At 44.2% G+C, this 13,989-nt stretch carries 11 protein-coding genes; 3 read left to right on the forward strand and 8 right to left on the reverse strand.

From position 1 onward, the window contains the following. Window positions 1-186 precede the first annotated feature (186 nt). The 4 genes from AAFP11_RS16085 to AAFP11_RS16100 form a co-directional block, all read right to left on the reverse strand. The gene (locus AAFP11_RS16085) at window positions 187-1,269 is read right to left on the reverse strand and encodes an AI-2E family transporter (protein ID WP_341737980.1); all 1,083 of its coding nucleotides are present in this window, start codon (window positions 1,267-1,269) and stop codon (window positions 187-189) included. Between the two features lie 264 nt (window positions 1,270-1,533). Further along, complete coding sequence (locus AAFP11_RS16090; protein WP_341737981.1) at window positions 1,534-2,586, reverse strand: D-alanine--D-alanine ligase family protein; 1,053 nt, start codon at window positions 2,584-2,586, stop codon at window positions 1,534-1,536. A 160-nt stretch (window positions 2,587-2,746) separates the two neighbouring features. Beyond that, complete coding sequence (miaB, locus tag AAFP11_RS16095) at window positions 2,747-4,096, reverse strand: tRNA (N6-isopentenyl adenosine(37)-C2)-methylthiotransferase MiaB (RefSeq protein WP_341737982.1); 1,350 nt, start codon at window positions 4,094-4,096, stop codon at window positions 2,747-2,749. Between the two features lie 470 nt (window positions 4,097-4,566). Then, window positions 4,567-5,721: a DNA cytosine methyltransferase gene (locus AAFP11_RS16100; protein ID WP_341737983.1), complete on the reverse strand. Its 1,155-nt coding sequence runs from the start codon at window positions 5,719-5,721 to the stop codon at window positions 4,567-4,569. A 328-nt stretch (window positions 5,722-6,049) separates the two neighbouring features. On the opposite strand from AAFP11_RS16100, the gene psbA reads away from it, so the two are divergent. Continuing rightward, window positions 6,050-7,132, forward strand: coding sequence for a photosystem II q(b) protein (gene psbA, locus AAFP11_RS16105; protein ID WP_341737984.1), 1,083 nt, complete (start codon window positions 6,050-6,052; stop codon window positions 7,130-7,132). Window positions 7,133-7,623: 491 nt separating this feature from the next. Here the strand turns inward: psbA and AAFP11_RS16110 are convergent, their stop codons facing one another. Beyond that, on the reverse strand, window positions 7,624-8,508 hold the full coding sequence (locus AAFP11_RS16110) for a DUF6671 family protein (RefSeq protein ID WP_341737985.1): 885 nt from the start codon (window positions 8,506-8,508) through the stop codon (window positions 7,624-7,626). Window positions 8,509-8,511: 3 nt separating this feature from the next. Next, window positions 8,512-8,904, reverse strand: coding sequence for a transporter (locus AAFP11_RS16115; RefSeq protein ID WP_341737986.1), 393 nt, complete (start codon window positions 8,902-8,904; stop codon window positions 8,512-8,514). A 157-nt stretch (window positions 8,905-9,061) separates the two neighbouring features. On the opposite strand from AAFP11_RS16115, the gene AAFP11_RS16120 reads away from it, so the two are divergent. Together AAFP11_RS16120 and AAFP11_RS16125 are read left to right on the forward strand one after the other, a co-directional pair. After that, window positions 9,062-10,240: a glycosyltransferase family 2 protein gene (locus AAFP11_RS16120; protein WP_341737987.1), complete on the forward strand. Its 1,179-nt coding sequence runs from the start codon at window positions 9,062-9,064 to the stop codon at window positions 10,238-10,240. A 214-nt stretch (window positions 10,241-10,454) separates the two neighbouring features. Beyond that, window positions 10,455-11,126, forward strand: coding sequence for a class I SAM-dependent methyltransferase (locus AAFP11_RS16125; RefSeq protein WP_341737988.1), 672 nt, complete (start codon window positions 10,455-10,457; stop codon window positions 11,124-11,126). A 7-nt stretch (window positions 11,127-11,133) separates the two neighbouring features. On the opposite strand, the gene AAFP11_RS16130 is transcribed toward AAFP11_RS16125, so the two are convergent. Continuing rightward, on the reverse strand, window positions 11,134-13,089 hold the full coding sequence (locus AAFP11_RS16130) for a hypothetical protein (RefSeq protein ID WP_341737989.1): 1,956 nt from the start codon (window positions 13,087-13,089) through the stop codon (window positions 11,134-11,136). Between the two features lie 127 nt (window positions 13,090-13,216). After that, window positions 13,217-13,989: FAD-dependent oxidoreductase (locus AAFP11_RS16135; RefSeq protein WP_341737990.1), on the reverse strand; the 773-nt coding region annotated here is incomplete at its 5' end.

Genomic DNA, 13,989 nt, shown 5'->3' on the forward strand with positions numbered 1-13,989 from the left:
CCTTGGGGTAGAAACCGTGCTAGGTATGGTCAACTTTGGTTTCCACCGGTGGCGGAGATTTGGAGCCGAACTCAGGCAGCACTGGCTAATTGGCTGATGCTTCAACAATCAAAACTACGGCCCCTGACGTGGAGATTCCGCATTCGCCAGGAATTTTTCACACTTTTGACAACGAAATTAGCCAGTTTATCGATCGGCAGACTCAACAAAAACTCCCGCATTACTTTCTTTCGAGAGGTTTCTGGAATGTTCCACAGCATCAACAGCATTCTTAATAAAACCAGCCATCGGCACAGCCACCAACAAACCAACTACTCCACCCACCTTGATTCCCACCAGGAGCGAAACTAAAATCCAGACGGGATTGAGACCAATAAAACTGCCCATCAGCCTAGGGGCTACTGCATTTTCAATTAATTGATCGATGACTGTAGCCACGGCCAAAACTGTCACTCCCAGCCAAAAGTTGTTAAGTGTGATTAGCAAACTAACCATGCAAATACTAAAAGGTGCTCCAAAAGGAATTAGAGTCATTACACCCACGCCCAAACCAAACAATAGGCCGAAGGGAACTCGCAAAATTAAAAAAGCAACCGTCATGGAAAGTCCCATCAAACTTGCTAAAGTTGCCTGTCCAACGAAGTAGTTGTGAAAGCTTCGCGGTAGCAATTCTCGCAATTGGAGACTCAGCTTGGAGGGCAACCATTTAAACAAGCCTTCCCAAACTTTATCGCCATGCAACAGCAAGTAAAATGTCAGAACTATTGTGAGGAGAAAGTTCAATAGACTGTCTGCCGCGCCTAAGCCAAATTTCAAAATTTCCCCGGTTAGAGACTGCAATTGAGCCGAAAGTCGATCGCTCAATTGAGTAGTCAAACCACTAACATCTATGCGTAAATTACGATTTTCTGCCCACTTGTTGAACGCTTCAATCTGTTCGGTACCAGAAACTATCCAAGTCGGTAGTCTGGTTGCAAGTTCGGTGAGTTGAGTTAGTAGAATCGGAGCCAGAGTCAGACCTAAAACCACCAGTACGAATAAAGTAACAAATAATACTGACAAAACTGCCCGATCGCGCTTCATGCCATAACTCGACAGAAACCGGACTGGGTAATCTAGCAAAAAAGACAGCACTGTAGCGATGACTAAAACAGTAATCAGGGCGCGAAAATATTCAAAGACTAGGAGGGCTAACCAGCAGTTGAGTATCGCTAGGGGAAATAACAGTCCATAAATCCACCAATGCGGTAATTTAGTGAAAGGTCTCATTTAAGTTAAGGGATTTAAAACCTGAGATTCTAGAGTTAAGTTGAACCCTAATGTTTGTCGCTCTCATTTACTCATACCTGCCAAATGGAAAATTCCCAGTTGTTGAGCTGGCAGCGAAAATTTGGTTGTATACCAAAACCTGCTCCCACAACAATCTTATCTCGTTTCCGCAGGTAAGGATATATAACCTGCGGAATAATTTATTTTTGGATCTTGGTAGTTTACCGTTTAAGGTTCGCGATTCAAGATTTCTCGCCGTGGCGCTCAGAGAGCTAATTGAATTAAACGGTCTACTAATTCCGAGAAAGAAATACCCGAAGCTTCCCAAAGTTGGGGATACATACTGGTAGCAGTGAAGCCGGGAAAGGTGTTGATTTCATTAATCAAAACTTCTCCTGTAGATTCAACGTAAAAAAAGTCTACTCTGCCTAGACCAGCTCCGTCTACTGCTAAAAATGCTTGCACGGCCATTTCTTTAATTTTTGAAATGATGGCACTACTTACCTGGGCCGGAATTGACAAATCAGCTTGCCCTTGGGTATACTTAGTTTCGTAATCATAAAAATCGCTGCTAAAACTAATTTCTCCCACCGTGGAAGCTTGGGGATTGTCATTACCCAAAACCGCACATTCTAATTCTCTAGCAACTACACCAGCTTCCACAATTATCCGGCGATCGTAACTAGCAGCACTGTCGAGAGCAGCTTCTAATTCGGCGCGCGATCGCACTTTAGAAATTCCCACCGACGAACCCAAATTAGCAGGCTTCACAAAGCAAGGATAGCCCAAAGTTTCCTCAATTTTGTCGCACAGTTTCGGGAAAACACAAGGATTAGACCAGATTTCCGAACGATTAACCGCGATGTATTTTACCTGCGGCAAACCTGCGTGAGCAAAGGCCATTTTCATCGCAATTTTATCCATTCCCATCGCCGAAGCTAAAACCCCGGAACCCACAAACGGAATTTGCATTAATTTCAGCAACCCTTGCACCGTACCGTCTTCGCCGTTTGGTCCGTGCAGAACAGGAAAAAAAACATCTATGTCATTGAAACTAGGAAATTCACGAGAGAAAACAGACTCATTATCTGTTCCTGCTGGATTTATTTCCAGAGGTTGTCCTGCTGCTAAAACTTCTTGAGGTATTGTTCCCGACAACCAGCGGCCATCTTTTTGGATATAGAAGGGCTGAACTTCGTACTTGGTGGCATTTTCGTCCGAAGCAAGAGCTCGCGCGATCGCCCTTGCGGAACTAATAGAGACTTCATGTTCCCCCGATCGCCCGCCGAATAACAGCCCGACCCGTATTTTTGTCATTTTTTCCCTACTCCTAGCACTTCTTGACAAATATACACGGAGAGAGCGCAACTAACGCACAGACAAACCGCTTTAAGACTACATATCCCCTCCATTCCACTCCTCCTCTGTGTCCTCTGCGCTCTCTGCGGTAAAAAAAAATACATCTTCTTAGAAGACTTCACCAATTTTCCACCATTTCCCCAGTCAAGCTAAAAGCGCGAATATCTGTAATCTTAACCCGCACTATTTTACCCGCTAATTCAGCAATATCACCCTTAAAAAAAGTCAGACGATTGCCGCGAGTCCGCCCCATCACCTGACTGGGTACTTTGAGATTTTGGACTTCGACTAATACCTCTTCAACACGTCCGAAATAGCGTTGCGATCGCTCCATAGCCGTTGTTGTCACCACATGATTAATCCGTTGTAGGCGATCGGCCTTCACCTCCTCACTCAACTGATTTTCCCACAAAGCGGCCGGTGTGCCTGGGCGTGGCGAATAAGCCGCCGTATTCACCAAATCGAAACCAACATCTTCAATCAACTTCAAAGTCTTCTCAAACTGCGCTTCCGTCTCCCCAGGAAAGCCCACAATCGCATCCGCAGTAATCGAAGCATCCGGCATATAACGGCGAATGGTATCAATAATGCGCAAATATTTCTCCTGAGTATAGCCCCGCGACATCGCCTTCAAAATATCATTGTCGCCAGACTGAAAAGGAATATGAAAATGTTCGCAAACCTGGGGTAATTCCGCACAAGCCTTAATTAATCTTTCCGTAAAATAGCGGGGATGGCTAGTAGCAAATCGCAGGCGATCGACTCCAGGAACATCCTGCACAAAATAAAGCAAATCCGTCAAAGTATGCTGGTTGCTGCCGTCCGGTTTTGTCCCAGGCAAATCGCGTCCGTAAGCATCAATATTCTGCCCCAATAAAGTTACTTCCTTGTAACCTTGACGGCCCAACTCTTCCATTTCCGCCCGAATCGCCTCCGGCATTCGCGACTGTTCAACCCCGCGCACATTCGGCACAACACAATAAGTGCAGCGTTCGTTGCAACCATAAATTATATTCACCCAAGCCGTCACCTTACTATCGCGGCGAGGCTGAGTAATATCCTCCATAATCTCAACAGCTTCCGTCGCCACAACTTGATTTCCCTGAAAAACTTGTTCCAGTAAATCTTCAAGCCGATTCGCGTGTTGTGGCCCCATTACCAAGTCTAATTCCGGCACTCTGCGTAGGAGCGCTTCACCTTCTTGCTGCGCCACGCATCCTGCTACAATTAAAGTTAAACCCGGTTCCTGGCGCTTGCGGTGAGCCTGTCTTCCCAGATTAGAATAAACTCTTTGTTCCGCATTGTCGCGAATCGTGCAAGTATTGTAGAGAATCAAGCTAGCTTCGTTAGGGTCTTCCGAGAACTCAAAGCCCATATTTTCCAGAATGCCGGCCATCCGTTCGGAGTCGGCTTTATTCATCTGGCATCCGAAAGTGGTAATGTGATAGCGGCGGGGTTTAACAGTCATGGCGAATTGCAGGCAAATAAAAAATCTAGGTTTTCAACCTTAACCAACTATTATATAACAAATGTAAACTATTTATGAACTTTTATTTTTATTAATTCATTAAAAAAACCACTTTCACCAATTTTTAGGGTTGGTGAAGCACCCCGATTAACTTGCGCCAGCCATAAATAAATATGAGAACCACGCCTCACGCACCAAAATCTATTTGCTATAAATACTCATTTTTCAAACTGCTCTCAGCAACCCCTAGCCTGTGTGGGGTGCGGCCATAAACTTGTTACAGATGGGGGCGAGAAACCCGGTTTCTACGAATTTTGCTTTGTCGTCACGACCAATCTACAAAAAAAACGAGTTTATGAGATATAGCAATCCTAAATCATTGTTGAATTTCTTACTCCCTCCCCTTACTAAGGGGAGGGTTGGGGTGGGGTAAAAATATTTACGACTCATTTAGGACTATATATTGGCACTTATTTATTTATTGATTTTCGACATAAAAACTGATAAATTGTTCGAGCTATCCCGCGCGCTGCTAAATAAGGAACTCCATTTCCCACGGTTTTAAACATATTAGTTAATGTCATATTTTCGGGCAGTGCAAATTTTTTAGGTAGTGACTGAATAGCCAGCGTTTCTGCAACAGAAAGCCTGCGAACTTTGTAAGGGTGCAAGTGAACTTCGTTATTACCATAACAAGCAGTCGGCGAATAACGCCACCTGTGCAAACGCTTGTAAGATTTTTTAGAATCATCTCCCTCATCGACAGCAGCAAACCTTTTAATCCCCGCTCTTGGTTGAAAATAATGTTCCGCATTCGGATGGTTAATTACATCATTTTTTTTCAGCCAAAACTCAACGGTCAACTCTTGGGGAATACAATCAGGACAATGCAAAAAACCATCGCAAACAAAAGCATCAGTCTCAGGCCAAGGATGAGAAAAAACTTCAGATTTGGGATATAAAATCTGACTTGACCAAGGAAATACGCCTTCAGGTAGCATTTGGCTATTTTTATCTAAGGAAATCCCCATATCTTTGACAAGATGCTTTCGGAAACCGATTAAAATAATTCGATCTCTATCTTGTGGCACACCATATTCGATCGCATTAATTAAACGTTCCACAAAGAGATATCCTGCCTCAGCCAACAGATGCTTGAGTTCGTCATAAAACGCTTTATGCTTTTTTGTTCTCCACAAACCTTTAACATTTTCAAACACAAAGAAATCAGGCTGCTGTTGGCAAATTAATTCAATATACGAAGCTGAAAGTTTGCCTTTATCTCCTTCCCCACCTCGGTTTTTGCCACCGATTGAAAAGTCAGGACAAGGCGGCCCGGCAATAAATCCAATAATCTCGTGATTTTTGCGAGCATCTTGCATCAATTCCCGCAAGTGAAGTGCTGGTTTTCCCTCTACAAGTCGAGTCACATCTGCTTCCTCTCCTTCGCAGTGTCCGTATTCTGGCTGCGGCAAGTTTAGACACTGGCGAGAGTGACGGTATGCTTGGATGAATGGCGAGAATATTTCATTTACATAAGCTACATTAAAGCCGATCGACTCAAAACCCAAATCGAGGAAGCCTGAACCTGAAAAGAAAGAAAATATACAAGGAAAACGTTGCATTAAAGGATACCAGCAATTTTGATTTCAAAACCAGCTACAGCCAGTTTGTAGCACATTAGATATAGAACTTGCACTCTGGCGATCGAGAGCGCACCTCAACCCAAATATCCCATATATATAGTCACCGTGCCTGATGCCCGATGCCCAGTCCCCGCACCCCGCAAGGGGGGATGGGGGAGTTGCCCCATGCCCGCCTACTATATATAAGCCCAGCTTATAATCGTCATCAGTTTAACTGTCGTTACACCCCTTTACAAATCTTAGTGATAGCCGTAATAATAGAGACATCATCCGAACATTGACAACCAAATACAGCAATCATAAAACCATGACAACAACCTTACAACAGCGCGAAAGCGCCAACGTCTGGGAACGGTTCTGCGAGTGGGTCACAAGCACAGACAACCGGATTTATATCGGTTGGTTCGGCGTCTTGATGATTCCTACCCTCTTAACTGCTACCATCTGCTACATCGTTGCCTTCATCGCTGCTCCTCCTGTGGACATCGACGGCATCCGCGAACCAGTTGCTGGTTCCTTGATGTTCGGTAACAACATCATCACCGGTGCTGTTGTTCCTTCTTCCAACGCCATTGGCTTACACTTCTACCCAATCTGGGAAGCTGCTTCCCTCGATGAGTGGTTGTACAACGGCGGCCCTTACCAGCTAGTGATTTTCCACTTCCTGATCGGCATTTTCTGCTACATGGGTCGTGAATGGGAATTGTCCTACCGCCTAGGTATGCGTCCTTGGATCTGCGTCGCTTACTCTGCACCAGTTGCAGCAGCCACCGCAGTATTCTTGATCTACCCGATCGGTCAAGGTTCCTTCTCTGACGGTATGCCTTTGGGTATCTCCGGTACCTTCAACTTCATGATCGTGTTCCAAGCCGAGCACAACATCCTGATGCACCCCTTCCACATGTTGGGAGTTGCTGGTGTCTTCGGTGGTAGCTTGTTCTCCGCCATGCACGGTTCCTTGGTAACATCTTCTTTGGTTCGTGAAACCACCGAAACCGAATCGCAAAACTACGGTTACAAATTCGGTCAAGAAGAAGAAACCTACAACATCGTTGCAGCCCACGGCTACTTCGGTCGTTTGATTTTCCAATACGCTTCCTTCAACAACAGCCGTTCTTTGCACTTCTTGTTAGGTGCATGGCCAGTTGTCGGTATCTGGTTCACAGCACTAGGTATCTCCACCATGGCTTTCAACTTGAACGGTTTCAACTTCAACCAATCGATTATCGACTCTCAAGGTCGTGTCATCAACACCTGGGCTGATGTCATCAACCGCGCTAACTTGGGTATGGAAGTCATGCACGAGCGCAACGCTCACAACTTCCCACTCGATTTGGCTGCTGGCGAAACCACACCAGTTGCTTTGGTTGCTCCTTCTATCAACGGTTAATTTTTAACTTGAGATAAACAAAAAGCGCTCCTAGAAATAGGGGCGCTTTTTGTTTTGTCTTTTTTTAAATCCTCAGTTATATCAATTCCGGTTGTATCGGAATGATTTAACCACAGAGGACACAGAGGACACAGAGGGAGAGAGTAGAGAGATGAATAATTCGGATGCTACCGGATTTGATATTATACCATTTCTCTAAAATCGTGCAACAATCTTTGACCCCCCCTAACCCCCCCTTATAAAGGGGAGGGACAAGACTACTGTTGCATTCTTTTTTAAAATTGGTATTATATAAAATCCTCTCTTCATCGTCCTGTATTAAACTCTCTCTTCTCTTGCTTCGCGTCCTACCCTACGGGAACGGCTTCGCCGAACGCGCCTTCGCGGTTAAATCACCTGACGATACAACCGGAATTTATATTAACAGTCAAAAATCATGTCTGAGTGCAGCTCGAATTGATATTATTTCTGAGGTTTAACATCTGGTTTGTTCAGGGGTTACAATATTGGCACTGGGCGGGATCGGCAGTTTCTCTGCCCTCTGGAAATAGTTTTTCTTGACGATAACCGCAAGCTTTGCATTGATAAATTGTCGATCGCACTAGGTGAGTCGGAAAATAGCACAGTCCGCAGGGCAACCCTATTTTATTTTGGACACAATCAAATCCAGGCCAACGGCACTCCGGGCAGAACTGGTAAACTTTTTTGACTAAATCAAGAGTGGCTTTTGCGATATTTTCCATCCGAGTTGGATTGTACATCGCCCGCATATCTGTTTCGACATGAACTTTACCACTGGCTGATTTGTTGATACCAGCGCTAACAGCATCAACCAAATCTTTTTCTGTAACTATTCCCTTGACAATTTCGCCATTACCTGTAGCCACATCACCAGCTACAACCACCAGGGCGTGTTCGGGAAATCCAACTTTCTTAGCAAAAACTTGCGCTTCTTCTACACTGGAAACTAACTGATGACTGTAGTTAGTTTCCACTGATAAAGATTCGCCAATCAGTTCGAGATTGTGTTCTCTATCTAATAAAATCACAATTTCTCGATTAGCAGGCAGATAGGGCATTGCCGGATGAGGGCCGAAGCTACCTTCGCTGGCGAAGGCCAGAGTTTCCCCGGCAATATCCAGAGCAGTTGCCGCTTTTAATCGCACCGCTTCTATTTGAGTTCCTAAGCGTTTAACTTCTCTGGTAAAAGTGCCAAAGGAGTCTGTGTCTAAATCCGCAGGTACGAGGATTTTGACGCCTAATTCCCGCTCCAAAATCGGAGCCATCACCCGTTCTTTTTGGTGCATGGTGGCCAGAATTGCCCTGCGATCGCGCAATAATAGATCTCTGTGAACAGCATCCCCAAAATTAGACATAGACTAACTTCCTCCTGTCGCCCCTCCAGCTTGACCTCGGAGTACAAAAATTACTCCCGTCATAATTAACCCGATGCCTACCAATCGCAACGGTGGTAAAGGCTCGTTAAAGATAATTTTCCCTCCTAAGACAGTAAACAAGTAGCTAATTGACAGTAAAGGCGAGACTATGCTAAGGTGGGCGCGAGAAAGTACAACAATAAACCCTATAGAAGAAAAAGCATACAAACCAAGACCCCCTACTATCAGAGGCTGAGTAGCCATTGCTAGAATTTTTTCAAATAAATTAGCAGCACCAATGGGCCCTAATATTTTAGCTCCTGCTTTCAGGCTAAATTGACCGAGAACGCCACAAAAAATAGCAGCAAGCAAAACTAGAAAAACACTTCTATTCATGAATTTACCCACCTATACTACAGCGCGATAATTGTATGAAAAAACATCCTTAACAGATTTTATTAAGTTGTTTTGAATTGGGTTGCCAACCCATAATTTAAGCAGAGATACGGGAAAAATAAGTATTATCGCTCGCGAGTAAGAGTGAAACAAACATATGGCAGAACAGACCAAGGCAACCGGGGAATACACTCTCGAATTATCGATACTCATGCCCTGCCTGAACGAGGCAGAAACACTAGAAATCTGCATAGAGAAGGCACAGAAGTCTCTGGGCGAACTGAATATTGCTGGCGAGGTCATCATAGCAGACAACGGCAGCACTGACGGCTCTCAAGAAATCGCCACCAAAATGGGAGCCAGAGTCGTCCCAGTACCAGCCAAAGGCTACGGTAGCGCCCTCATGGGAGGGATCGTCGCAGCACGCGGAGTCTATATCATTATGGGCGATGCTGACGACAGTTACGACTTTTCCAACCTCGGTGCTTTTGTCGAAAAATTGCGAGGTGGCTGGGATTTAGTCATGGGAAACCGCTTTCAAGGGGGCATCAAACCGGGTGCAATGCCACCGCTGCACAAATACTTAGGAAATCCGGTGCTGACGTGGGTTGGGCGGCTATTTTTCTCAAGTCCTGCCGACGACTTTCACTGTGGGCTGCGGGGTTTCAGAAGAGATGCAATTTTAAAGCTGGACTTGCAAACAACAGGGATGGAATTTGCTAGCGAAATGGTAGTCAAAGCCTCTCTGTACAAACTACGAATCGCTGAAGTTCCCACCGTACTCTCTCCCGACGGCCGCAGCCGTCCGCCACATCTGCGAACTTGGCGAGATGGCTGGCGACACCTGCGATTTTTGCTGCTTTACAGTCCCCGCTGGCTGTTTTTGTATCCGGGTGCTGCGCTGATGATTTTGGGTTTAATTGTGGGCCTCTGGCTATTACCCGGTACTCAAAAGATTGGCAGTATTAGCTTTGATGTGCACACACTGCTGTATGCTGCGATCGCAATTATCGTCGGTTTTCAAGCTGTCACCTTCGCCTTCTTCACCAAAGTTTTCGCCATCAGCGAAAAACTACTGCCCGAAGACCCCAAACTAAATAAAATATTTCGCTATGTCACCCTAGAGACAGGATTGATTGTCGGAGTCACGCTCATATTAATTGGAATAGTTGGCTCGATATTCTCCTTAACTATTTGGAGCGAAACTACTTTCGGCATCCTTAACCCTTCCAAAACTTTGCGTTTGGTGATTCCCTCCCTCACTTGCCTGACTGTAGGTTTACAGATGGTTCTGTCGAGCTTTTTTCTAAGCGTACTAGGCTTAAAGCGCAGGTAATAAAATCAAACTTACTGCCAACATTTTTACTCCCGCCGATTAACCTGATATCTTGCACCAATATCAATAACCCACTCCGGGGCTGGTTCGCCAATAAACTCAACTAATTGCAGTTAAATAAACCTACCCCCACCTAGGAGTAAATCCTTTATTGACAGTGCAATATCTAAGTGAACCTTACTTGATATCATTGCATCCCAAACTTTAAATCTATATGACAGTAACCAAAGACAAATCCAGCGAGTATATTGGCCCCAAGCTAGGCGGTTTCGCAACTAAATTATCTTGGTACGCCCGCCAAAAAATGTTTGATTTACTGATGGCATTAGCCAATCCAAATGCCGACACAAATGTGCTGGATGTAGGAGTAACTTCCGACCGTCGCCAAGACTGCAATTTCTTTGAAAAACTCTATCCATACCCGCACAAAATCACCGCTGTCGGCATGGAAGATGCCGCATTTTTAGAAGAAGAATATCCCGGTTTAAAATATGTCCGTTCTGACGGATTAAGCTTGCCATTTCCAGACAAAAGCTTTGATTTAGTCGTAAGTTTTGCCGTAATTGAACACGTCGGCAACCGCCAACAGCAAACAGCTTTTGTTCGAGAACTTTGCCGCGTCGGCAAAACTTGCTGCATCACCACTCCCAACCGCTGGTATCCCATAGAATTTCACACCGCTGTTCCTTTAATTCACTGGCTTCCACCCTCCTGGTTTCGAGCTTTGTTGAAATTGCTCGGTCAACACTTTTTCGCCAAAGAGCAAAATCTCAACCTTTTATCCGAAAAAGAGGTATTAAAGATGCTACCAGCAGATGCTGAAGTTTCTACCAGACACTTTCGGCTGCTGGGTTTGATATCTAATCTCCTTTTTTATGTCATCTAAATAGTTGCTACTTACGCTGAACTCCCAAATCCAGCACAAAATTTTCTCCGTCTGCATAAACCTTTTTTCTAGTTTTTGCAAGTTGTTGAACGTTATCCCGAAAGTCGTGAGACAGTTGTGATTGCAGTCGAAACCAAGAGGACAATCCCGGTTCTGAAGTGTCTACATCAGCAGGATGATTCAGACTCCAAGACGAATAAGCTATGTATCTAATAGACTGTGAAACTAAATAATTTGCTAAAGCTTCACCCCCTTTGAAAACAGGCATTCCCGGAGGCAAACTCGCTCCTCCTGGCCAGTCAGCGATGAAAATTTGATTGCGTTTAAAATCGAGGAGAAAAGGTGTATCTAGTCTGGTTAAAACTGTAGTTCCCTGTGGAATAGACTCTTGAAGTGCGGCATACTGTAACTTTTGCTTAGCTGAAATTAACGATGGATTCGTCAGTCCAAATTTAATATTTTTCACATAAGATGAATAAGTATTTTTAGTGATATCCCAATCGTAGCTGATTGCCAAACCTGCACAAAATACAGCAGCAATAAAAAAGTTAGGAACCGCATTTTTATTGACAGCCCCCGTATCAGTCATCGCGACCATAATTAATATGATAATTACCGGGAACAAGTGAGAAAATGAATAGCGAAAAGGGTCGGCATTTTCGGTAACTACGCCTACAGCAACTGTTGCCAATAGTGCTGCAATTGTCATATATAAAGGTGCTTGGCGGAAAGAAAATGAAGATTCTGCGGGTAAATTAGCAAATTTAAGAGGTCGGATACTTAAGCTCAAACAGCCGAGCAATATCACTACAAAAACGTAAATACCTCTGAATGCTGCGAGGGCTGTTTTAACAGTTCCCAAGAGTGTAGAAGCTGATTTGAAAGTAATGCCGTAGGCGGAGGCGTGATAGCCTTTTCCCAAAATAGGATACAGTAAAGTGCCAGAAGATTGATACAAAGAAATCATCCAAGGTAGGAGAAATATTCCCACTAATACTGTCGCCAGCCCAAATTCCCATACAACTTTTAGTTTGGTATTTGTGTTCAGAAAATAGCCAAGGTAGCTAACTGCAAAGACAAGGGCTGAGGCGGGAATTAGAGAAGATTTTAAAGTACAAAGTGCGGCGGAGATTAAAGCGATAATACAAGCATTTCCTACCCAATAGTTGCGGTCTATTTCGGGGCTGTCAAGGGTTCTAAACAAACTTAAAAATAAAGCTACAGGCAGCATCACACTTGTAGTATTTGCCTTGGGCACGGCAATCAATAATACAAATAAAACTGTAAAGACTACTCGTCTAGTCGAAACTGGATTTTTGGAAAAAAATCCAATAATTAGTCCCACAGTAATTATCAGTGCTAAACCAGGGTCTATGATGTTTAAATTAATGTCTGAAAGTACGCTGAGGATGAAAGTATGGAGAAATGACTGTCCCCCCAAAGATACTATTCTTCTTTCGCTAAAAGGGTCTGGACCCATCGAACCGAGTTGCAGCATTTTGTGGGGAAATACCAAGTAAGCGTGGTAGTCATCGCTGGTATTAAACCCGTCAGCATAAACCATGTTGGCTAAGTTGACTCTACCTGTAGAAACCCATCCGGCGTATTGGATTAACATCAGTAGACTGACTGTGGCAATGCCTGCTAGGATGATTTTATCTTGGCGAATTTCTTGAAATAGCTGTGATAAATTACTGGCAATTGATTGTCTGTGATTTACTAAATCTACTAAACCACAAATAAGTCCCAAACCTAAAAAGATTAAAATTGTGGTGGGCGAGATATTCCAAGTTGCATTTAATACACCGCCAACGATAAGGCTCAAGGCTAGACCCCAAGCGGCTTTTTGTCCCCAGTCAATTCGCTGCTGGGGAAACAGGATGTGGTTGAGGACTTTTCCCCAGCCGATGATGGATAGTAGCAGACAAATACCCCAGGTGAATGATATTAGGTATGAAATCATAGGTGTAAAGGTTGGAACTATTAAAGACAGTCCTGGACGCATTATGCCCAGGTAAGCGTGGCAACCAGGCGTGGGATTGCCCCTACAAAACGCTATAGGTATATCGATAGCATAAGTCCTGAAAGAGTTAACTTTTTAGGTGATTGTGTGTCATCTGATTTTTCATAAACCTGGAATAATGAAAAGCCGCCAACAACGGGTCAGACTTCCCATTTTCAATCAAATCAGCCAACAATTTCGCCGTCACAGGAGCCAACAAAATACCATTACGATAATGCCCCGTCGCCAGGGTCAAATTTTCCCAAGCACTAGCACCTAAAATGGGCAATTCATCAGGGGTAGCTGGCCGAAAACCCCACCAAAACTCCAGAATCGGATAATTTTGCAATTCAGAATATAACTTAATAGCTCCGGCTAGCAAATTTTTAATTCCCGTCGGCGTATTTCCCGGAGTAAAATCTACATTTTCGCTAGTCGCGCCAATAATAATCCTACCATCTTGACGCGGCACAATATAAATCCCTGTTCCGAATAAAACGGTTTGCAGCGGCTGAATCACTTCGTAACTTTCCGGGACGCATACAGACAGCATTTGCCCTTTTCTGGGATAAACAGGAATATCCAATAATGTCTCAGACCAAGCACCTGTTGCCAAAACATAACGGTCAGCTTTTAATTTTTCTGCCGTTGTTTCCACACCAACAACTCTATTTGCTTCCAGAATAATTTCGACAGAATTGTCTTGAATAACTTCGATTCCCAATTTTTTAATCGTAAATTGAAGCGTCCTAAACAAAGCGCGATTATCAACTTGAGCATCGTCAGGATACCACCAACCGCCAACTACTTCTTCACCCAATCCCCACTGGTGTTGGCGAATAGTATCTGCATCCAGCCATT

Origin of the sequence: Microcoleus sp. CAWBG640 (assembly GCF_020883015.1) — a bacterium.
In the GTDB taxonomy this organism is placed as follows: domain Bacteria; phylum Cyanobacteriota; class Cyanobacteriia; order Cyanobacteriales; family Microcoleaceae; genus Microcoleus; species Microcoleus anatoxicus.